The sequence below is a fragment of the Rhizorhabdus histidinilytica genome (assembly GCF_900167915.1).
Classification (GTDB): domain Bacteria; phylum Pseudomonadota; class Alphaproteobacteria; order Sphingomonadales; family Sphingomonadaceae; genus Rhizorhabdus; species Rhizorhabdus histidinilytica.
This window is the reverse complement of record NZ_FUYM01000010.1, coordinates 1-19,313: the sequence shown is the minus strand read 5'-3', so window position 1 is coordinate 19,313 and position 19,313 is coordinate 1. Positions and strand designations below refer to the sequence as shown.

At 66.2% G+C, this 19,313-nt stretch carries 21 protein-coding genes; 3 read left to right on the top strand and 18 right to left on the bottom strand.

The annotated features are described in order from the left end of the window. The first annotated feature begins 53 nt into the window (after positions 1 to 53). Complete coding sequence (locus B5X82_RS19420) at positions 54 to 1,016, top strand: L,D-transpeptidase (protein WP_079649835.1); 963 nt, start codon at positions 54 to 56, stop codon at positions 1,014 to 1,016. Between the two features lie 80 nt (positions 1,017 to 1,096). Here B5X82_RS19420 and B5X82_RS19415 read toward each other — a convergent pair whose 3' ends face one another. From B5X82_RS19415 to B5X82_RS19370, 10 genes are all read right to left on the bottom strand, one after another. Then, positions 1,097 to 1,900, bottom strand: a complete 804-nt coding sequence (locus B5X82_RS19415; RefSeq protein WP_079649834.1) for a polysaccharide deacetylase family protein — start codon at positions 1,898 to 1,900, stop codon at positions 1,097 to 1,099. After that, on the bottom strand, positions 1,897 to 3,078 hold the full coding sequence (locus tag B5X82_RS19410; RefSeq protein WP_079649833.1) for a cytochrome P450: 1,182 nt from the start codon (positions 3,076 to 3,078) through the stop codon (positions 1,897 to 1,899). Before B5X82_RS19410 ends, B5X82_RS19415 begins: the two co-directional genes overlap by 4 nt. Positions 3,079 to 3,089: 11 nt before the next feature. Then, positions 3,090 to 5,456, bottom strand: coding sequence for a TonB-dependent receptor (locus B5X82_RS19405; RefSeq protein WP_079649832.1), 2,367 nt, complete (start codon positions 5,454 to 5,456; stop codon positions 3,090 to 3,092). Between the two features lie 103 nt (positions 5,457 to 5,559). Beyond that, complete coding sequence (locus tag B5X82_RS19400; RefSeq protein ID WP_079649831.1) at positions 5,560 to 6,492, bottom strand: AraC family transcriptional regulator; 933 nt, start codon at positions 6,490 to 6,492, stop codon at positions 5,560 to 5,562. A 140-nt stretch (positions 6,493 to 6,632) separates the two neighbouring features. Then, the gene (locus B5X82_RS19395; RefSeq protein ID WP_079649830.1) at positions 6,633 to 7,478 is read right to left on the bottom strand and encodes a fumarylacetoacetate hydrolase family protein; all 846 of its coding nucleotides are present in this window, start codon (positions 7,476 to 7,478) and stop codon (positions 6,633 to 6,635) included. 236 nt (positions 7,479 to 7,714) lie between these two features. Further along, entirely contained in the window at positions 7,715 to 9,490 is a 1,776-nt protein-coding gene (locus tag B5X82_RS19390) for an SLC13 family permease (protein ID WP_079649829.1), read from the bottom strand. Between the two features lie 25 nt (positions 9,491 to 9,515). Then, positions 9,516 to 9,965: a YidH family protein gene (locus tag B5X82_RS19385; RefSeq protein ID WP_209047381.1), complete on the bottom strand. Its 450-nt coding sequence runs from the start codon at positions 9,963 to 9,965 to the stop codon at positions 9,516 to 9,518. A gap of 120 nt (positions 9,966 to 10,085) precedes the next feature. Beyond that, on the bottom strand, positions 10,086 to 10,457 hold the full coding sequence (locus B5X82_RS19380; RefSeq protein ID WP_079649827.1) for a response regulator: 372 nt from the start codon (positions 10,455 to 10,457) through the stop codon (positions 10,086 to 10,088). Continuing rightward, positions 10,450 to 12,738, bottom strand: a complete 2,289-nt coding sequence (locus B5X82_RS19375) for a PAS domain S-box protein (protein WP_079649826.1) — start codon at positions 12,736 to 12,738, stop codon at positions 10,450 to 10,452. Before B5X82_RS19375 ends, B5X82_RS19380 begins: the two co-directional genes overlap by 8 nt. A gap of 190 nt (positions 12,739 to 12,928) precedes the next feature. Further along, positions 12,929 to 13,309 (bottom strand): response regulator, encoded by a 381-nt coding sequence (locus tag B5X82_RS19370; RefSeq protein ID WP_079649825.1) that lies wholly within the window; start codon positions 13,307 to 13,309, stop codon positions 12,929 to 12,931. Positions 13,310 to 14,400: 1,091 nt separating this feature from the next. On the opposite strand from B5X82_RS19370, the gene B5X82_RS19360 reads away from it, so the two are divergent. Both B5X82_RS19360 and B5X82_RS19355 read left to right on the top strand, forming a co-directional pair. Next, positions 14,401 to 14,670: a hypothetical protein gene (locus tag B5X82_RS19360; RefSeq protein WP_223811049.1), complete on the top strand. Its 270-nt coding sequence runs from the start codon at positions 14,401 to 14,403 to the stop codon at positions 14,668 to 14,670. Further along, positions 14,667 to 14,921, top strand: a complete 255-nt coding sequence (locus B5X82_RS19355; RefSeq protein WP_079649822.1) for a hypothetical protein — start codon at positions 14,667 to 14,669, stop codon at positions 14,919 to 14,921. Before B5X82_RS19360 ends, B5X82_RS19355 begins: the two co-directional genes overlap by 4 nt. Before the next feature lie 210 nt (positions 14,922 to 15,131). Here B5X82_RS19355 and B5X82_RS19350 read toward each other — a convergent pair whose 3' ends face one another. From B5X82_RS19350 to B5X82_RS19320, 8 genes are all read right to left on the bottom strand, one after another. After that, the gene (locus B5X82_RS19350) at positions 15,132 to 15,362 is read right to left on the bottom strand and encodes a hypothetical protein (protein ID WP_079649821.1); all 231 of its coding nucleotides are present in this window, start codon (positions 15,360 to 15,362) and stop codon (positions 15,132 to 15,134) included. A 119-nt stretch (positions 15,363 to 15,481) separates the two neighbouring features. Then, entirely contained in the window at positions 15,482 to 16,345 is an 864-nt protein-coding gene (locus B5X82_RS19345; RefSeq protein ID WP_079649820.1) for a transglutaminase family protein, read from the bottom strand. 5 nt (positions 16,346 to 16,350) lie between these two features. Further along, the gene (locus B5X82_RS26825) at positions 16,351 to 16,518 is read right to left on the bottom strand and encodes a hypothetical protein (protein WP_176152627.1); all 168 of its coding nucleotides are present in this window, start codon (positions 16,516 to 16,518) and stop codon (positions 16,351 to 16,353) included. Between the two features lie 19 nt (positions 16,519 to 16,537). Beyond that, on the bottom strand, positions 16,538 to 16,756 hold the full coding sequence (locus B5X82_RS19340; RefSeq protein ID WP_079649819.1) for a hypothetical protein: 219 nt from the start codon (positions 16,754 to 16,756) through the stop codon (positions 16,538 to 16,540). A gap of 67 nt (positions 16,757 to 16,823) precedes the next feature. After that, on the bottom strand, positions 16,824 to 17,030 hold the full coding sequence (locus B5X82_RS19335; protein WP_079649818.1) for a cold-shock protein: 207 nt from the start codon (positions 17,028 to 17,030) through the stop codon (positions 16,824 to 16,826). Positions 17,031 to 17,323: 293 nt separating this feature from the next. Continuing rightward, a complete protein-coding gene (gene rplL, locus B5X82_RS19330) occupies positions 17,324 to 17,707 on the bottom strand; it encodes a 50S ribosomal protein L7/L12 (protein WP_047168972.1) in 384 nt (127 codons plus the stop codon). A gap of 57 nt (positions 17,708 to 17,764) precedes the next feature. Then, positions 17,765 to 18,280, bottom strand: a complete 516-nt coding sequence (gene rplJ, locus B5X82_RS19325; RefSeq protein ID WP_079649817.1) for a 50S ribosomal protein L10 — start codon at positions 18,278 to 18,280, stop codon at positions 17,765 to 17,767. 311 nt (positions 18,281 to 18,591) lie between these two features. Next, on the bottom strand, positions 18,592 to 19,134 hold the full coding sequence (locus B5X82_RS19320) for a cytochrome b (RefSeq protein WP_079649816.1): 543 nt from the start codon (positions 19,132 to 19,134) through the stop codon (positions 18,592 to 18,594). Positions 19,135 to 19,313 lie beyond the last annotated feature (179 nt).

Below are 19,313 nucleotides of genomic sequence, written 5' to 3'. Positions count from 1 at the left end.
GCCGGGTCGATGCTGAAACAAGGTCGACAGGACGACAGGCAATGAGGTCACCGATGATCCGCACCTTCCTTGGTATCGCCGCCCTTCTCGCCGCTCCGGCGTTCGCCGCGACCGCCCCCTCGCTCCAGGGCGCGACGGTCGGGGAGACGGTGGCGGCGATGAAGCCGGGCGACTTCCTCTGGGCGCCGCAGGTCGCGCCGGAGGGGCCGGTGGTGATCGTCGTGTCGATCGCGCAGCAGCGCGCCTATGCCTATCGCAACGGCGTGCCGATCGGCATCTCGACCGTGTCGACCGGCAAGAAGGGGCATGAGACGCCGACCGGCGTGTTCACGCTCCTCCAGAAGAATGTCGACCACAAGTCGAACCTCTACAACAACGCGCCGATGCCCTATATGCAGCGGCTGACCTGGGACGGGATCGCGCTGCACGCGGGCAACCTGCCGGGCTATCCCGCCTCGCACGGCTGCGTCCGCCTGCCGATGGGCTTCGCCAAGCTGCTCTACGGGGTGACCAAGCTCGGGCTGACGGTGATCGTCACGGCGGGCGCCGATGTGCCGCGCTTCGCGCCGAGCCCCGCCGTGCTCAGCAACACCGCGTCGAAGGCCGAGAGCGATCTGTTCGGCGGTTCGTTGTGGCAGCCGGAGCGATCGACGACCGGGCCGGTCTCGATCGTGATCAGCAGCGCCGACAAGCGGATGCTGGTGCTGCGCAACGGCGTTCCGATCGGCTCGGCCCCGGTCAAGATCGCGGGCGAGGTGACCGGCACCACCGCCTACACGCTCGGCGCGATCGAGGGCGACAATTACAGGTGGATGAAGCTGCCGATGCCGGGCGAGGCGCTCAACGCCCCGGTCGAGGTCACCCCCGACGAACGCGCCCGCCTGACCGTGCCGGAGGACATTCGCGTGGCGATGGCCGCCGTCGTCGCGCCGGGCACGACCGTGGTGGTCACCCCCGACACCCTCCAGACCGGCGGCGCCGGCAAGAAGATGACGGTGATGACGGCGGGGAAGTGAGGGGGCGGTACGTCAACTGAAAGGCGATCGTGGGGAAAAAGCCGGCTGTCCATTTCCGGGCCGGCGATAAGCGGCGATCCTTATCTTGCCTCCCTCACCCTCCGAACCGATCGTCCGCACGTCGAAAGCGCGATATCCTGATTGGCCCTGAGCCGGCCCAGGAAGGATTGCAACGCTGCCCAATATCCTTCCGTCGTCTCGATAATATAAGGGTGCATGACGACAACCGCCTGACCACCGCGCATCGTGAGGTCGGCGATGACGTCATCGAGATGGGAGAAGAATCCGTGCAGGGTCGGTTCCACGCCCGACGGGACTTCGAGGCCGACCGTCTTTGCGGCGGCTGGGTCCAGATAGAAGCCGTCGAGATCGATCCAACGGAACGGTAGGGAAACGACTCCGCTTTCGATGGAGGGCGTATCACCGGCGGCACTGACATAAGCGAGGTCCGCTTCCCCGACTAGCGCGAGCACTCCGTCGGGGAGGAACCCGCCAGGCGGACGCAACCCCTGAACCGCGACGCCGATCCGTGCGAAGGCATCGATCGCCTGACGCAGGCACCGGCGACGCGTCGTATCGTCCAGCGTCGACCATAGCTCATGCCGCCAGCCATGGCAGGCGATCTCATGGCCCGTGGCCGCCATCGTTCTCAACAGATCGGGATAGACTTCGGCATTCCACCCTTCGACGAAGAAGGTGGCGGGAAGGCCATCGAGTTCCTCGATCAGCCGAGGAACCGTCTTCGTTGCCGTATAATGCTGCCCGAAAGGTCGGCCCTCCGGCCAGCGGCCCATTTCCACGTCCGCGGCTTCGCCGAGATTGTCGAACGTCAGGCAGATCGTCGCTCTCGGCGGATCGTGCCGGCCGTCATCGATCGGCGTCATGGCCGCGCCCTGACGTGCAGCTCCCGGATGAACGGGAAGCTGAGATCCCCGGTCCAGACGGGGTCCGCGGCGATCTCGAACTGCGGAAAACGCGTGACGAGGTCGTGGATCAGGACGCGGCCCTCAAGCCGCGACAGCCCGGCGCCGAGACAGAAGTGGGCGCCGAGCGCGAAGGCGAGATGGCGGTTCGCGCCGCGCTCAACCAGGAATCTGTCGGGCTGATCGAATTCCTCTGGATCGCGGTTCGCGGATGCCAGACCGAGCAACAGCCGCTGGCCCGGTTCGATCGTCACGCCGTCCAGATTCAGCCGCTCGCTGACATAACGATGCACGAAATGCACCGGGCTCATGAAACGAAGCGTCTCGTCCCACGCCTTTTCGGACAGGTCGGGCCTGGCGATGAGCAGGTCGCGCTGGTCGCCATGCGTGCCGATGGCGAAGATGGCATTCGAGATGCTCACCCGCGTCGTATGATAGCTCGCGATGAACAGGCCCATCAGCGTCGTGTGCAGTTCGCTTTCCGACATGGCGCCTGCCCGGCTCGCCTGCACCAGCGAACTGACGAGGTCGTCGCCGCCAAGGTCGAGCGCGGCTATGTGCCGGGCGAAGAAGTCGGCGTAGAAGCGGGCAGCCTCGTCGGCCTTTTGCAGCTTTTCGGGCGTCAGCGGTTCATGGCTCACGATCGCGCTGAGATCGTCGACCTTGCTGAACAACAACGCCGTATCGGCCCCGCTTATGTGCAGCATCCGGCATGCGACCTCGGCGGGAATGCCGGCGGACAGGACCCTCGCGACATCGACCTCGCCCGTCGCATCGATCTGGTCCAGCGCCCGCGAGATGATGTCTGCGACCCAGCTCGCCATGCCGGCGACGGTGCGGGGATTGAGCGCCTTCATGACCACGGACCGGAGGCGCGAATGTTCGGGCCGGTCCATATGGGGCAGGGATTCCCGATAGAATATCGAAGCCGGCCCCGACCCGATATGGGCCGGAAACTCGCCGGCCCGGGGTTGCACGGTCGAAATGGTCGCGTTGAGGAGCTTGGCGACGTCCCGATAGCGCGTGACGATATGGTTCGTCTCGCCATCGAGGACGACGGGAACCGCCGATGCCGCGCGGCGCCAGTCGCCATAGACGTTCCAGCGTTCGTTGGCGTTCGGACTCAAAATCTGTGTCATGGCGACCTTGCTTAGAATTTGTACCGAAGCTGGAGCGCGAGGTTCCTCAACTGCTCCTTGGTTTGCGCCAGACTTCCCAGCGAGAGCGGCTGCGCCACCGAGAAGGCGCGCACCGTGGCATTTCCCAAATTCTTGCCGATCAGGTCGACCGCCCACCGCCCGTCGTCCGATTCGAGCGAGAGCCGGCCGTCAAGACGGGCATAGCTTGGCTGCAGCGTCAGGGGATCGAGGGTCGAATAGGTCTGGTAGGACGAGGAGAATATCCCGGTCGCCTCCGCCACGAACCGCCATTGGCTGCCGAGCGGGAGGGTCAGCGTCGCGCTGGTCGTGCCGCTCCAGCGGGGCGCGAAGGGCGTCCTCCGACCCGACAGATCCTGCGACGCGATTCCAGCGAGCTGCTGGGCCGAGGTCGGGCCGGCATTGCGATAGCGGAGATATTTCGAGTCGAGATAGCTGCCCGAGGCGGCGATCCTGAAGGCCCGGCTGACGAGCCATTGGGTTTCGACCTCCACGCCCTGCGATCGCGCCGAACCGGCGTTGCGGATGAAGTTCAGGAAGGCGCCGGACGCGGCGGCGGTGGTGATGGAAACCTGGAGCTTGTTGAAGTCGTTGCGAAACAGCGCGACGTTGAGCAGCACATGCCGGTCGAAGAGCTCGCTCTTGAGCCCGATTTCATAGGCGTCCACCCGTTCCGGGGCGAAGGGGAAGTTCGCGGGAAGCGCGGTGGTGTCGGCCACGCTGAAGCCGCCCGCCTTGAAGCCGCGCGAATAGGATGCGTAGACCATCGCCTCCGGCGTGATCTGATATTGCGCACGGGCGGACGGCATCAGCGCCTTGTCGTTGCGGGACAAGGCGACCTGCCCCGACGTCCCGAGGCCGAGCAGCCCCGGCAATGGCTGGAGCGCCGACGGCAGGGCGACGATCCCACCATAATCCCGCGTGGCGGTTCCGAAGAGCAGGCTCCAGTCGAAGTCCTTGGTCGTGATCGACCCGCGCAATCCGGCCGTGAGCTTGAGCCGGTCGCTGGCGTTCCATGTGATGGCGCCGAACGCCGAATAGACCCGCTCCTTCTGCGTTGCGGCGACGAACTGGCCGAGCGGCAGACGGGCGACCAGCGGCGCGAAGGGTGGTGTCGCCGCGATCACCGGCGACAGGAAGTTGAAGGATGTCGACTGCTCGATGTCGAGCTTGTCATATTGGAAATAGAGGCCCGCGAGCCACTCGATCGGCTGACCGGTGGGCGAAGCGAGCCGCAGCTCCTGGCTGAACTGGCGATATTTCTCGGGTGCCTGGACGTTCAGCAGGGTCAGCGGCGTGCCGTCCGCGTCCAGATTGTAGCGATAGCGATACTGGTTGTAGGCGGTCACGCTCGACAGCGTCGAGGCGCCGAGGTCCTTCCGGATCGAGAGGACCGTCTCCTTGGTGTTCAGCCGGATCTGCTGGCCATCGCTCAGGACGAGCGTGTTGCGCTTGAGGCCGATGGGCAATCCGAGCGACAGGTTCAGGGCGCAGAAGCCCGCGGCCACGAAGGGCGCCGGTGGCGGGCAGCTCGCATTCTGCGTGAGCAGTCCGCTCTTGTTCAGGTTGCGGCCGATTTCACCCTTGAGCGCGATGTCGAGATCGTCCGATGGTTGGTAGCGAAGCGTGGCGCGGAACGCCGTGTTTTCCTCATCGGGCGCGCGCTTGCCGGTGTTGACGTTCTTCAGCCAGCCTCTCTGGCCGTTGAACGTGCCGGCCACGCGCAGGGCAAGCGCATCCGTGAGCGGAACGTTCACCGCCCCCTCCAGCGCATATTGGCCGCCGTTGGTGCCGCCGCGGGGCGAGATCAGGCCGCGGATCCAGCCGTTGAAGCTCTGGTCCGGCCTGTGGGTGACGATGTTGAACGCGCCGGCGATGGCGTTGTTGCCGAAATAGGTGCTTTGTGGTCCCTTCAGGACCTCGACGCGCTCCAGGTCCAGGAAGGTCGCGCTCGAGCCGCGCGATCGGCCATGGTAGACATCGTCGATGAAGATCGCGACGGACTGATCGAGCGACTGGCTCTCCGCCGATCCGGTACCCCGGACATAGATGTTGTTGGAACGGCCGCCCGTGGCGACATGCACCGACGGCGCGATCTCCGCGATGTCGGTAAGGGACGCGATGTTCGACCGGTTCAGCGAGGCGCCGGTCATGACTTGTGCCGAGATTGGCACGCGCTGCAGATTCTCGGACCGCTTCTGCGCGGTCACCACGATCTCCTCGATCCGGTCGGCCGTCTGCTCGTCGGCTGGCGGCGGCGTTGCGGTCGCTTGTGCTGCGCCCGACTGGAAGCATGCGATCAGGATCGCTGCCGCCGATGCCGTCACGAACAGATGATGGTTGCGTACCTCTTTGAGCAATGTCCCCTCCCTTGCCGTCGCACGGCTTGCGTTGGGGTCATGGGTAGAGGGATGGTGCTTCGTTGGGTTCTCGGAAAGTTTATCGATCGTCTCGTTTTGTCCCCTATGCGGGGCGCCGGGCCACCTTGCGGAATGCGTTGGGCGTCTCGCCGAAATGCCGGCGGAAGGCGGTTATGAAGCTTGCCGCCCCCTGGTAACCGGTCTTGCGCGCAATCGCCGTCAGGTCGCTTTCGGAATCGGCGAGCAGTCGGCGCGCTTCGAACATTCTGAGACGCTGGATATACTTGCCCAGTCCCTCGCCAAGTTCGGCGTTTGCCAGGGCGCATAGCCGGGCGCGGGATGTAGCGACGTGCGCGGCGAGATCGTCGAGCGTCCAGTTGCGGGTGATATCACGGTGGATCGCGGTCAGCGCGCGTTCGAGACGGCGATCACCCGGCTCCCGCAGCCATTTGGGCAGGCGTTCGGGATGCTCGGCGACGACGCTCCTTATGCCCTCGATCATCAGCAATTCGCCGAGGCGGACCGCCATCGAACGCCGCCCGGACTTCTGCTGGAGGAGTTCCTCGCGCAACCAACGCGACGTCACCTCCAGCCATGCGGGCACCCGGTCGAAATGCTGCACGAGGACGGGAGGCAGGGCCTCGAGCAGGGGATTGTCCAGGCAATTGTCGATGTCGAAACCCATGTAAAAGGTGGTGGTGGGCTGGCCGCTCTCCGCACCGAGCCTGAGCGTCCGGAAGGTGGCCATGCTGGTCGGCACCCGCATTTCGGCGAGCACCAGCTCGCCGGTGCCGCTGAGGTCCTCCACCTGGTGGGCCAAGGCACCCAACAGGATGCACATCGACGGAGGCTCGATCACCGCGCTGTAGCCGATCTCCGGCACGGACAGGCGACAGGGCTCGCCGTCCAGCAGGTAGAAGGTCACCTGCCACCTTCCCTTCGGGCAATAGACGCTCCACGGCGTACGGCTTTCCGCATCTCCAGCCTCGAAATGCGTGATCCGCATCCCATCCATATAAGCGGAGATCGCATCCATGCCGTCGCTCAGTTGCTACTAGGGTGAGCCGATGAGGATCGGCGGAATAGCTGCCTCTCCGCCACCGGATGGCGGCACGATAAAACCGGCAGGCGGACGCTTCAAGGCAGGAGGGTGGGGCCGTCGACCGGCCCGGCGGTTCAGGTGCCATCGACGAATATATTCTCGATGACGCCGATCTGGTCGATCTCGAGGCGGACCACATCGCCATGCCGGAGGAACTTCGGCGGCTGAAACGCCGCTCCCACGCCGGCCGGGGTTCCGGTCGCCAGGATGTCCCCCGGTTCGAGCGTAAAAACGGCGCTCAGCTCTTCGATTTGCTGGGCAACCGTATATTTCATCTCGCTGGTGTTGCCATCCTGGCGCAACTCGCCATTCACCCAGGTCCGAAGACGCAGGCTTTGGCAATCGGCAATCTCGTCGGCGGTTACCAGCCATGGGCCGATCGGCCCATGCGTGTCGAAAGATTTGCCCAATGTCATCGTCTGCGCCCGCATCTGGATATCCCGTGCGCTGACGTCGTTGCACACCATATAACCGGCGATGACGTCATGGGCATGGGATGCCGGCACGTTTCGGCAGCGCCGACCGATCACGACGGCCAGCTCGACTTCATAGTCGACAGCCTTGGAAAGGCGCGGGATGACGACCTCGTCGAACGGGCCGGCGACGCATGTGCGCTGTTTATTGAACCATATCTGCGTCGTGGGCTCGGCGATACCGAGATGTGCGATCTCGTCGAGATGCGAACGATAGTTCCCGCCAAGCCCCAGGAATTTGGGAGGCTCCGCTATCGGGGCCAGCAGCCGAATGGCCGATAGGGGAATTTCCCCCTCGGTCCGGCTTATCGCCTCGTCGAATGCTCCCGCTTGCAGCCAGGTCTCGATCCCTCCCGCAGGTGGGTCGGCCAGTAGCTTGACGACATCGCCTTCGACCAGTCCGTGCAGAATGCGTCCGTCAGCAATGCGAAAGCGGGCAATACGCATATTTCAGATCTCCCTAAGTGATCATCGCGCGTTCCACGAAACGGCCAATGGAGCGCGAGCCAGCCAAACCATCGGCCTCACGGACGCCTGATGTCCATTGCAACGGGCTATGACGTTGGTATGCAAGCCACCTGCCGCCGGCACGGGGGCAGCGGAGAACGCCTCCCTAACGAATCACCGCTTTCAGGACCACCCCCCGAGCGTCCGAACGGTCGAGATGAGGCGCATACACCCCCTCACCGCAACGGCCACGCCCACATCACCAGCGGCGTCCCCACCAGCACGACGAGCAGCGACAGCGGCGCGCCCAGCCGGGCGTAATCGCCGAACCGGTAGCCGCCCGGGCCCAGCACCAGCGTGTTGCACTGGTGGCCGATCGGCGTGAGGAAGTCGCAGCCGGCGCCGATCGCGGTGGCGATCAGGAAGGCTTCGGGGCGGTAGCCGAGGTCGTGCGCGAAGACCGCGGCGATCGGGGCCATCACCAGCACCGTCGCCGCATTGTTGAGGAACGGCGTCACCGCCATCGCCGCCACCAGGATCAGCGCGACCGCGCCCCACGGCGGCAGCGTCGCCGCGATGTCGGCCAGCCGGGTCGCGATCAGGTCCGACGCGCCCGTCGTGCGCAGCGAATCGCTCACCGGGATCAGCGCGCCGAGCATGATCAGGATCGGCCATTCGACCGCGTCATAGGCCTCGCGCAGCGGCAGCGCCCCCGTCGCCATCACGATCCCCGCCGCCGCGAAGAAGGCGACCGCCACCGGCACCAGCCCCGCCGCCGTCGCCGCCATCGCCACCGCCAGCACGATCAGCGGCAGCCAGCTCCGCCCCGACGCGCCCAGCCGCAGTGGGCGCTGCGCCAGCGGCAGCACGCCGAGGTCGCGGAGCCGGTCGGGCAGCAGCGGGAGCGGGCCCTGCAGGACGATCACGTCGCCGGCGCTCAGCTTGGTCTCGCCCAGCTGGCGCGTCAGCCGCTCGGCCGCGCGCGACACCGCGATCAGGTTGACGCCGTAGCGCTCCTGCATCCGCATCCGCCCCGCCGTCTGGTCGATCAGCACCGACGAGGCGCCGATCACTCCCTCGATCACGCCGATCTCGTCGCCCTCGCTGCCCTTCGGCCGCTCGCGATCGTCGCCGACCAGCGCCAGCCCGTCGCCCGCAATCGCGCGCTCCAGCGCGTCGGGCGCGCCGGTCAGGATCAGCGTGTCGTCCTCGTGCAGGACCAGCCCGGCCGACGGCACGGTGCGGATGCCGGCGCGCAGCACGCGGGCGATGCCGATCTCGCGATCGTGCCGCTCGACGAATTCGCGGACGGTCTCGCCCTCGGCCGGTGATCCCGGGGCGATCGTCGCCTCGGTGACGTAGCTGGAGATGTCGAGCGCCTCCCCCAGCGTCGCCGTCGCCCGGCGCTCGCGCGGGAGCAGGCGATAGCCGAAGCGCAGGAAGAGCAGCCCGACCACCAGCAGGCCGAGGCCGGTCGGCAGATAGTCGAACATGCCGAACGGCTCGCCCGTCATCTCCTCGCGCACCCGGCTGACGATGATGTTGGGCGACGTGCCGACCAGCGTCATCAGCCCGCCGAGCAGCGACGCGAACGCCATCGGCATCAGGAAGACCGACGGGCTGGCGTCGTTCTTCTTCGCCATCTGGAAGGCGGCGGGCATCAGCATCGCCAGCGCGCCGACATTCTTGACCAGCGCGGAGACGAGGCCGACCGAGGCGGTCAGCACCAGGAGCTGGCTGCGCACCCGCTTCACATGCCCGCCGACCAAGCCCAGCGCGCGCTCGATCAGGCCCGATCGCTGCATCGCCGCCGACAGCACCAGCGCCGATCCGACGATGATGACGATGTCGTCGGAAAAGCCGCTGAACGCCTGCTTGGGGCTGACGATGCCCAGCGCCAGCGCCGCCAGCAGCGCGATGATCGCGGTCACGTCGTAGCGGAACCGGCCCCAGAGGAAGAGGCCCATCATCCCGACGAGGGTGGCTATCGAGAGCCATTGCGGCGTGGTCACGCGCGCTCCTGTGGTGCGGGGGAGGTCATCGCGACAGCCAGATCCCGATCAGGGCGGCGACGGCGGTGACCAGCAGCAGGGCGTTGACCAGGATCAGCAGCCAGGGCGGCAGCCGCGGCGTGTCCGGCCGCGGCGGCGCCACGCGCAGCATCTGCCGCCACACTGCCGCGACGAAGCAGAAGGCGCTGAACAGGACGAGGACGCTGCCGGTCGCCCACATCAGCGCATCGGGCACGACGTCGGTCAGCAGCGCGCGGGCGCCGACGCCGGAGGCGAGCGCGGCCAGCCCGGTCCGCACCCAGGCGGCATAGGTGCGCTCGGCGGCAAGGATGGTGCGGTCGGCGGCGAGCTCGGTGCGGCGGTCGGCGCTGTCGGTCTGACGATCGGCGCTTTCCTCGAGCTTCTCCGCGCTGTCGGCGAGCTCGCGTTGCGCCTCTTGCGCCGGACGTCGTGATCCTTCGGCCATCTCCGGCATAACGCTCCATCGCGGCGTTGTTCCCATGCCGGTGAGGGCGCGACGGGTGCCGCGCGATTTGGAGGCGATGGAAGCATCCGCCTGCCCCTGGGAGCGATGCGGCGCGATCGTGGACCGCTTCTAGCGGTGCAGCGCCTGGCCGATGGCGTCGATGATCCGCTTCATGTTGATCGGCTTCTCGCACAGCGACGCGCCCTCGAAGCGGCTGGGCAGGATCGATGCGTCATAGCCGGTCGTGAAGACGATCGGGATGCCCCGCTCGATCAGGAGGTCGGCGGCCGGGAAGACCATCTCGCCCGTCAGGTTGGCGTCGAGGATCGCGCCGTCGATGCGCCGCTCGGCCCGGATCAGCGCGGTCGCGCCGGCCAGGTCGCCGACCGGCCCGATCACCACCGCCCCCGCATCCTCGAGCTCGGCCTGGAGCTCGTCCGCGAGCAGATACTCGTCCTCGACGACGAGTATCCGGCAGCCGCTTAGCGCGCACTCAGCCATGCTCGGTCTCCTTCGCATTCCGGGTCGCGGACACGGGAAGCCCGATGGTGCAATGGACGCCGTCGGCGCCGAGCTCAAAGCTGGTCCTGGCCTTGAGCTGGTAGGGCAGCGCACGCTCGATCAGCTCGCGCCCCTGCCCGCCGCCCGCCGGCGCCGAACCGGCGGGCGGCATGACGACGCCGCGCTCGCGCCAGTCGATGTGCAGCCAGGGGCGATCGCCCGGCCCGTTCGGCTCCAGCGACCAGCGGATTCGCAGCTGGCCCTGGGGCTGGCCGAGGGCGCCATATTTGACGGCATTGGTCGCGAGCTCGTGGAGGGCCATCGCCAGCGTCTGCACCGTCGAGGACCGCAGGCGCACGCCGCCTGGCCCCTCCAGGCTGACCCGGTCGGCGGTACCGTCCAGCGCCGCCAGTTCGGCGCCGACCAGCTCGTCGAAGCTCACGCGATCATGTTCGTTCAGCCGCGACAGCAGGCTCTGGACGCGCGACAGCGATTCCAGCCGGTCGCGGAAGCGCGCCCGGAAGTCGGGCAGGTCGGCGCTGGCCCGCGCGGTCTTGTCGGCCATCGACCGCACCACGCCCATCAGGTTGCGGGTGCGATGCTGCAGCTCGGCGACCAGGATCCGCTGCCGCTCCTGCAGGTCGCGGATGTCGTCGATGTCGGTCGACGTGCCGAGCCACTCGACGATCGTGCCTCCGGCGTCGCGGACCGGCGAGGCGCGGGTCTGGAACCAGCGATAGTCGCGGTTTTCCGCATGGCAGATGCGCGCTTCGACGTCGAGGCCGCCCGTCCGGTGCGCGCCCTCCCAGGCGCGCCGCACGGCGTCGCGGTCGTGGGGATGAAACGCCTCCAGCCAGCCCAGCCCCGCGCTTTCGCCGGAGGAGAGGCCCGTATAGGCGGTCCATTGCGGGCTCGACCAGGTCCACTCGCCCGCGCCGACCGCGCGCCAGACGAGCTGGGGGATGCCCTCCAGCAGCACCTGGAGGCGCTGCTCGGCCTCGCGCAGTTCGGTCAGGTCGTGGCCCACCCCGCCGATGACGGAGACCTTGCCGCTGGCGTCGGCGATCGGGAAGTCGGTGTTCCGCAGCCAGCGGATCGCGCCGTCCAGCGGCCGCCGGATGCGATAGTCGAAGACGACATGGCTGCCCGCGCGGACCTGCTCTATCGCCTCGATCGCGCGGTCACGATCCTCGGGCACGATCAGGTCGAGCCAGGCGCGGAAATTGTCGCCGCTCAGCGCCTCGTCCCGGCTCAGGCCATAGACGGTCTCGAAGGCGGGGGTCAGATATTGCCATTGCAGCGTTTCGGCATCGCGCATCCAGAGGATGTCCCGCGACGCCTCGCCGAACTGGCGGAACCGCTCCTCGCTTTCGCGCAGCGCGGTCTCCGCACGCACCCGGTCGGTGACGTCCTGACCGATCTTCAGATAGCCGCGCAGCCGCCCGGCCCGGTCCTTCAGGGCGATGGTCTGCCCGTCGAGGAATACCGGCGTCCCGTCCTGGCGCTGGTGCCAGCGGACGTTCGGCGCCGTCCCGCGTTCGCGCGCGCCGGAAAGCTCGCGCGCGGGTATGCCTTCGCTGCGGTCTTCGTTGGTGAAGATCATGTCGGTGGTCTTGCCGATCGCCTCCGCCGGGGACCATCCGAGGATCTTCTCGGAACCGGCGAGCCAGTCCGTGATCCGGTCGTCGGCGTCGCTCACCACCATCACATAGGCACGCGCATTCTCCACGATGAGGCGCAGGCGCTCGTCGGTCTCCTTGAGGGCGGCGGCGGTCTTCAGCCGGTCGATGACCGGGCCCAGCACCATCGCATAGGTCTTGAGGAACTCGACGTCCTCCTGGTCGAATGCGCGGGGTATGCGGGCATCCACCTGCAGGATGCCATAGGGGATGCGTCCGGGCAGCAGGATCGGTACGTTCACCAGCGCGACGACGCCGTGATCGAGCAGGAAGGAGGGGAAGGTGAACCGCTCCTCGTGCATGATGTCGTTGGTGATGACGGGTTCGGTCCGCTCGATCGCGAACGCCTCCGACGACCGATCGGACAGGCTGACGCGCTCGCGGCCGACGATGTCGGCGCGCCAGCCCACCCCGGCGCGGACCAGGCCGGTGTCGCTGTCGCGGTCGATCTCGATGACCTTCGCCAGGTCGGCGTCCAGCGCCAGCGCGATCAGCCGGCAGGCCTCGTTGAGGATATCGTCGAGATCGTCATGGTCGAGGACGAAGTCCCCGAATTCGGAAAGGACGCGCTGGCGCCTCGCAAATTCATCCTGATCGGCCATGTCGGCTCACGCCCTTTCTGTTCCTGTGGCTCCACGCGACACGGCCTTCCCGTCGATCGAGGCCCAGGCCACCGTCGACAACGCGCGAAACGACCACAGGTCCCGCGGGAGGGATCGAGCGGGCGGGGGATGGGAAGATGGGGAGGAGCATGGAGGGAAGGGGTGTCGGAAGCAGGGAGACGAGGAGCGGTCATGCCGGACGCTGATCGAGCTCCGATTGCACCAGATCCATCAACTCGCGAGGCGAGTAGGGCTTTGGGAGGAACTTGCCGTCGTCGGGAATTTCCTCGGCTGAGAGCCGGTGCCGGCCCGAGGTGAGAATCAGCTGCAGCTCGGGACGTTCCACCATCGCGCGCTGGGCCAGCACACGGCCGTCGAGGCTCGGCAGGTTGACGTCGGTGAACAGGAGATCGATCTCCGGATGCGCTCGTAGAAGCTCCAGCGCCTCCAGCCCGTCATATGCGACGATCACCGTGAGGCCCGCACTCTCGAGAACATCTTGCGTCAGCATCGATATGAAGAGCTCGTCTTCCACGAGGAGCACTGTCGCATTCGGCATCGTTGGCCCCATGATTCGCGTTCCCTGAACCGATCAGCGCCGATATCCACGCTGCGAGCTCCTACCGCGTGCAAACCGATCGCCCTGCGGACGGACCGGATGCCCAAGCGAGCATCGACCGGCCTCTCATTGATGAGCTGGCCGGATCGATCTGCCTGCCTGATGGTCCGCCCGCTCGCAGTGTGCCGTGATGTCCGCGAGTTCGCCTTCTCGACTGTCGGGGCCAACAGCGAAGGACGGCCCAGGTTCCGAATATTGATCCAGGTTATGTCGATTAATGCACATATGGCGCGCGGGCGACGTGATCGTCAGGCGCGGAGGCCGGGACCGGCATCGCCTGGGCAGCTCGTGAGGGCCTCCAATGCGCTTTCGGCGGCCATCGGTGTTGGGAACCTGTCTGTTCTCCCGACCGGCCTGCGGCGGCAGGCGCCGATCGGAATCATCGCGAGGGATATTTGATCCAGCGTCGCCTCGGCGGCTTCAGGATCAGCGTGGCGCACCGGGCGCAATTGCTGATGAATTCGCCATTGTCGCTACGGGTGTAGCGGGGATCGGGCACATGGCCGGCCAGCCAGCATGAAAGATGGAAATCCAGCGCGGCATCCTTTCCCTCGGTAGGGAGCGTAATGTCTCCCGGCCCAGGGAGCATGGGCGTTCGTGGCGCCGATGTAAGCCCTTTACGGGAAATATGCCAAATGCAGTACCAAAATCCATCCCGCCTCAAAAATATATATCGAATTCGGCTATCGGTTTGGCCTCTATCCTGATAGAAGATTTGCATCATCGGAAAGAATTTTCGAGCGCCGATGGCTGAGAGACCGCCGTGCTCCCGCTTATGTCATGGGAGAGTGTCATGGATCTCAATTATCTCTATTCACGCCATCAGATTTCACTGATTAATGCTGGAAATGCAAAATGTTCCGCGTCGAGTGCCATGCATTTGAGGCTGGCGAGACTATATGCGACCGAGATCAATGGTGTTCGTAGGGGTCTCGGTGCCGGATCGGGCTTCCTTCCCCTTTAGCGCTTTGGCGACGCCGCGGTGTCGCCTCCCTTCGAAGGAACATCATCGAATGAATCACAGGCCTGCGGGGAGGATCGAGATGTTTCCGGCCACCGCGAGCTGGGCGATGGATGAGGACGGCATTCGCCTTCACGGCCGCTCGGCCGAAGGTCCTTTGATCGCCCTGATCACGCGGGCGGGCCTCGCCGCACTGGTCGGTCGGGATCGCTGCGAACTGTCGGCGGGCATGGCGTGGGCGCTGTTCGAGCGCTTTTCGGCGAGGATCATGGAACTGATCGACAGGGAATATGCGGCGCGGCCCGCATCTTCGATCCGGATCGACTATGCCGAAGTCGAGAATGTCGGATGAGCGCCGCCTTTTGGGAACAACCCGCCCGGCTGATGCGCGTGCACTACAGCGGCGCGATCTGGAAGGGCGCACGGCAGCCTGAACAGATCGCCGCCGGCCCGCTCGTCCGGATGGTCCGTCAGATCGCCGCCGAGGATCCCGAGGACATATGGCGTTTCATCATCGTGACCGATGATGGACAGCATATCAGGTCGGCCGACCTGCGCGCATTGGTCCGGCGCAGCAATGTCCCCGGGGCCGAGCGATCATGATGCGGCCGTCCGGCTTCTCTGCCTCTGATGCTGCCCCGTTTTCGGCGCGGGGACGGGGAGGATCGTTCAGGCGGCTTCGTCAGCAAACGGGCGAGGCGGTGGTCCGCGCGGGAGCGTCGGGCCGATGAACAACGGACTCGAATCCCGCCCACCGCGCCTGTGAAGATGTCGAAGCCGGCAAGGGCGCCGAACAAGGTCGGCTCCGTTGCCTCAGCCGTCGTTGGAGGTCCGCAATTGTACCGATCGCCACGGAATCGTGGCTGCGTCATGCGTCGGCACGATCGTCATGCCGGTTTCGCGGAGTTCGATGAGCGCCGCGTCGTAACATTTGGCGAGATCGCGATATTGCTGCGCCGTCAGCGGATCGGTGGCGGCGCGAGCGCTCGCCCATGCCTGCTCCCGCATTTCGGCGAGCGTGGCGAATTCGGGGATGGGAGGCATGGCTTCGCTCCTTTGCGAGCGGGAGCGCGGTCATCTCTCAGCCGCGTCCATGCTCGGGAGGCGGGCGCAGTGGATTCCATATGGGGGTGACGCCGGGATTTATAAGGGCTGGCGGAAAATCATCTGGGGGCAGCCATCGCCGTCACCATCACGTCGACGTCCATGTCCAGCATGTCGTCGGCCGAACCTGCATATCGTCCGGTCAGCGGCATGATCTGGCGGTTCTCGCGTGCGACCGCGACGGGTATCAGATGGGCGTCGCCGACGCGTCCATGCGTCGGGTCGAACGCGATCCATCCGGCGCCGGGCAGGAAGACCTCGGCCCATGCGTGGGTCGATCCATGTCCCCCGGCCGTCTGGCCTGGATCGTGGAGATAGCCCGATACGGCACGTGCGCCGAAGCGGAGGCTTCGGGCGCAGGCGATGAACAATGCGGCGATGTCCCGGCAGGAGCCGCTGCCAAGCGCGAGCGTCTCGGCCGGCGACTGCGTGCCCTCCTCGTCGCGCGGGCGATAGGTGATGCGCGGCAGCATTCCGGCGTTGAGATCCTTGAGCAGCGCGAGCGTGTCGGTCGGCTCGGCGGCGACGAACCCGCGTGCGAAGCCGGTGACGTCGCCGGCCGCGTCAGCTATCGGAATCGCCAGTGCGCCGAGGTCCGTCCGATCGTCCTCCTCGTAGGAAAAGGGATATCGGTGGGCCTGGACGGCGATGGCGAACAGCGGCCAGGCCGGAGCGTCGAGTTCCACCACCATCGAAGCGTCGATCGCAACCTCGCGCCGGTCGCCGGTGAAGCCGATCGTGGCGACGCGGTTGCCGAACACATCGTCGCTCCAGCCGATGGCGGTATCCGGCCCGGTGTCGAGGACGAACTCCAGGAGCCGAAGCCCTGCTCCGTCGCGCGGCACCGCGAGCAGTCGATGCGGATGCACGGTCACCGGCCGGCGATAGCGATACCGGGTCCGGTGGCGGATGCCGAGCTTCATGCGGGTTACAGCATTCCGGCGCTGCCCGCAGGGAGGTCGCGGCGCTGCAGGTTGATGCGGTCCGCGTAGAGATTCGCAAGGCGCCTGTGCGCGATCCGCGCCTCGATCGACTTGGCCGCCGCCGCATTGATCAGCGAAATCTGGTGCCTGGAGTGGAGATAGTTGAGGTCCATGGGTTTTTCCTTGATGCGGTTATCCCTGACGCAACCGGAGCGGCTGCCGCACGATGGTGCCCTGGATGACCTTGGTGCCATAGTGGCGTGCAATCGCGGCGCTCTCGACGGAATTGCTGAGGACGACGCGGGAGCCGCCGGAGGCGAGCACCTCGAGTGCGGTGATGCGGGCGCCGATCTTCTCGCAGGTCTGCTCGATATGGTCGGGCGTGGCTTGTATGTTGACGGCTCTCGACATGATTTCTCCTTCATGATGGGAAGGCGGGAGAGGTCGGGCGCACGCTCGCGCCCGTCCGTCTCTGCCGTCATGCCTGCTGGAGGTTGACCGCGCTCGACTTGCCGCGGCTGTTCATCTCCAGTTCGTAGGAGACGCGCTGATCGCGATCGAGCGTGCCCAGGCCGGCGCGCTCGACGGCCGATATGTGGACGAAGGCGTCGCCGCTTCCGTCCTCGGCCGCGATGAAGCCATAGCCCTTGTCGGCGTTGAAGAATTTTACGGTACCGGTGATCATGGGGATATCCTTGTCCCAATGCAGGACGGGCTGCGCCACAGCGGCGCACCCGGCTTCGAGGCTAGAAAGGGACAAAGGGGGAGCCAAAGCGGCCCGATATCCGTCGCATGCGACGTCAGCCCCTTCGATATAGGCGCTCGACCGGCAAAATGAAAGGGAAACCCTGTGGACGGCTTCGCAGGGGCCTGCGGATCGCCGGCGATCGGACGAGGCGCGCCCGCACGACCGCAAAAGGAAAGGGCGGCCTCCCGTCGGGGAGACCGCCCTTCCTGAAATCGCAAGAAGCGAGAAGCTTACTTGAGTTCGACGGTCGCGCCGGCTTCCTCGAGCTGCTTCTTGATCTTCTCGGCCTCGTCCTTGTTGACGCCTTCCTTGACGGCCTTCGGAGCCGACTCGACCAGGGTCTTGGCTTCGGTCAGGCCGAGGCCGGTGATCGCGCGGACTTCCTTGATCACGTTGATCTTCTTGCCGCCGTCGCCGGTCAGGATGACGTCGAACTCGTCCTTGGCTTCCGCGGCCGGGGCGCCACCGGCGCCGCCGCCGGCGGCCGGAGCCGCAACCGCGACCGCCGCAGCGGCCGAAACGCCCCACTTCTCTTCGAGGAGCTTCGAAAGCTCAGCGGCCTCGAGGACGGTGAGGGCCGAAAGATCGTCAACAAGCTTCTGCAGGTCTGCCATTTTAAGTCTCCATGCGGGCCATCGGCCCAATATGTTTCAGTCGATGATATCGAAAGATCAGGCGTCTTCTTTCGCCGCATAAGCGCCGAACACCCGGGCCAGCTGGCCGGCCGGGGCCTGGACGATCTGGACGACCTTGGTCGCGGGCGCCTGGATGAGGCCCACGATCTTGGCGCGCAGCTCGTCGAGCGACGGCAGCTCGGCCAGCGCCTTCACGCCGGCCACGTCGAGGACGGTCTCGCCCATCGCGCCGCCGACGATTTCCAACTTGTCGTTGGACTTCGCGAAATCCACGATCACCTTTGCGGGGGCGACGGGATCGGCGGAGGTGGCGAGCGCGGTCGGACCGACCAGGAGATCGTTGATCGCCTGATAGGTCGTGCCCTCGAGGGCAATGCGGGCGAGCTTGTTCTTCGATACCTTGTAGCTGGCACCGGCTTCGCGCATCTTCGTGCGGAGCGCAGTGGACTGCGCAACGGTGAGGCCGAGATTGCGGGTGACGATCACCACGCTCGTGCCCTCGAAGGTGCTCTTCAGTTCGGCGACCAGCTCGGCTTTTTGAGCTCGATCCATGCCTTACTCCTTAGAACCACCCCTGCAGCACATCCGCAGGGGCTGTTGAGTCAAAGGACAGATACGCCGTCCGTTGACCCGTCCGAGGGGTCGGTCGCCTGGCCGGGGCCCTGGAAGGAGCACGGCAGACCCGGCCTGAACCTTGAAGGCGCGGCCGGTAAACTTTTCCCCGTCTAGGCAGGAGATTAAGCGGGGCATATTCCCCGCACCTGCTGTCTCGGACGGTACAATCCCGCGCCCGCTTCAAGCGGATTCGGAATATGAAGGCGCGCCCCTACAGGATCGGGACCGCGCTGTCGAGTCCGGAGAGGCTAGGCCTCCGGGGCCGAGCGCCACATCCGCGTCAGCACCCCGTCCCGGAGGATGAAGTGGTGGCGCAACGCCGCGCCGACATGGCCGACCAGCAGCGCCGCCCACAGGAAGCCGAGCACGACATGCGCGCTGTGCGCCCCCGCGACGATCGGCGATCCCTTCTCGACCGCGAGCTTCGGGATGTCGAACAGGAAGAAGAAGCTCAGCGGATATTTGCCGGCCGAGCTGAAGATCCACCCGGTCAGCGGCATCGCGATCATCAGCGCGTAGAAGATCCAGTGCAGCCCGTGCGCCGCCGCCTTCTCCCAGCCCGGCATCGTGTCCGGCAGCGGCGGGGCGGGGTGGGTGAGGCGCCAGGCGAGGCGGCCCAGGCTGAGCGCCAGCACCAGGAAGCCGATCGACTTGTGGATCGGCATCGCCGGGAACAGCTCGCCCAGCGGATCGTGGAGGATGCCGAGGACCAGGTTGACGATCACCAGCGTCCCGATCGTCCAGTGGAGCGTGCGGGCGACGCGGTTGTAGTGGATCAGGGCCTCGGTCATCGCGTCATCCTATGCGGGGCATGGCCGGATCGGCCGTCCATGCCCCGATAGAATCAGCTTTTGATCCGGTTCGCAACCAGATCGTCCACCACCGCCGGATCGGCGAGGGTCGAGGTGTCGCCCAATGAGGAGACGTCGCCCTCGGCGATCTTGCGGAGGATGCGGCGCATGATCTTGCC

Bases quoted from the DNA above. Each gene is read 5' to 3' on its own strand.
- B5X82_RS19400 (WP_079649831.1), bottom strand. From the start codon at position 6,492: ATGGATGCGATCTCCGCTTATATGGATGGGATGCGGATCACGCATTTC.
- B5X82_RS19345 (WP_079649820.1), bottom strand. From the start codon at position 16,345: ATGAAGCTCGGCATCCGCCACCGGACCCGGTATCGCTATCGCCGGCCG.
- rplJ (WP_079649817.1), bottom strand. From the start codon at position 18,280: ATGGATCGAGCTCAAAAAGCCGAGCTGGTCGCCGAACTGAAGAGCACC.
- B5X82_RS19335 (WP_079649818.1), bottom strand. From the start codon at position 17,030: ATGATCACCGGTACCGTAAAATTCTTCAACGCCGACAAGGGCTATGGC.
- B5X82_RS19320 (WP_079649816.1), bottom strand. From the start codon at position 19,134: ATGACCGAGGCCCTGATCCACTACAACCGCGTCGCCCGCACGCTCCAC.
- B5X82_RS19370 (WP_079649825.1), bottom strand. From the start codon at position 13,309: ATGGGGCCAACGATGCCGAATGCGACAGTGCTCCTCGTGGAAGACGAG.
- rplL (WP_047168972.1), bottom strand. From the start codon at position 17,707: ATGGCAGACCTGCAGAAGCTTGTTGACGATCTTTCGGCCCTCACCGTC.
- B5X82_RS19340 (WP_079649819.1), bottom strand. From the start codon at position 16,756: ATGTCGAGAGCCGTCAACATACAAGCCACGCCCGACCATATCGAGCAG.
- B5X82_RS19375 (WP_079649826.1), bottom strand. From the start codon at position 12,738: ATGGCCGATCAGGATGAATTTGCGAGGCGCCAGCGCGTCCTTTCCGAA.
- B5X82_RS19385 (WP_209047381.1), bottom strand. From the start codon at position 9,965: ATGCCGGAGATGGCCGAAGGATCACGACGTCCGGCGCAAGAGGCGCAA.
- B5X82_RS19360 (WP_223811049.1), top strand. From the start codon at position 14,401: ATGTTTCCGGCCACCGCGAGCTGGGCGATGGATGAGGACGGCATTCGC.
- B5X82_RS19355 (WP_079649822.1), top strand. From the start codon at position 14,667: ATGAGCGCCGCCTTTTGGGAACAACCCGCCCGGCTGATGCGCGTGCAC.
- B5X82_RS19415 (WP_079649834.1), bottom strand. From the start codon at position 1,900: ATGACGCCGATCGATGACGGCCGGCACGATCCGCCGAGAGCGACGATC.
- B5X82_RS19380 (WP_079649827.1), bottom strand. From the start codon at position 10,457: ATGGCTGAGTGCGCGCTAAGCGGCTGCCGGATACTCGTCGTCGAGGAC.
- B5X82_RS19420 (WP_079649835.1), top strand. From the start codon at position 54: ATGATCCGCACCTTCCTTGGTATCGCCGCCCTTCTCGCCGCTCCGGCG.
- B5X82_RS19350 (WP_079649821.1), bottom strand. From the start codon at position 15,362: ATGCCTCCCATCCCCGAATTCGCCACGCTCGCCGAAATGCGGGAGCAG.
- B5X82_RS26825 (WP_176152627.1), bottom strand. From the start codon at position 16,518: ATGGACCTCAACTATCTCCACTCCAGGCACCAGATTTCGCTGATCAAT.
- B5X82_RS19395 (WP_079649830.1), bottom strand. From the start codon at position 7,478: ATGCGTATTGCCCGCTTTCGCATTGCTGACGGACGCATTCTGCACGGA.
- B5X82_RS19410 (WP_079649833.1), bottom strand. From the start codon at position 3,078: ATGACACAGATTTTGAGTCCGAACGCCAACGAACGCTGGAACGTCTAT.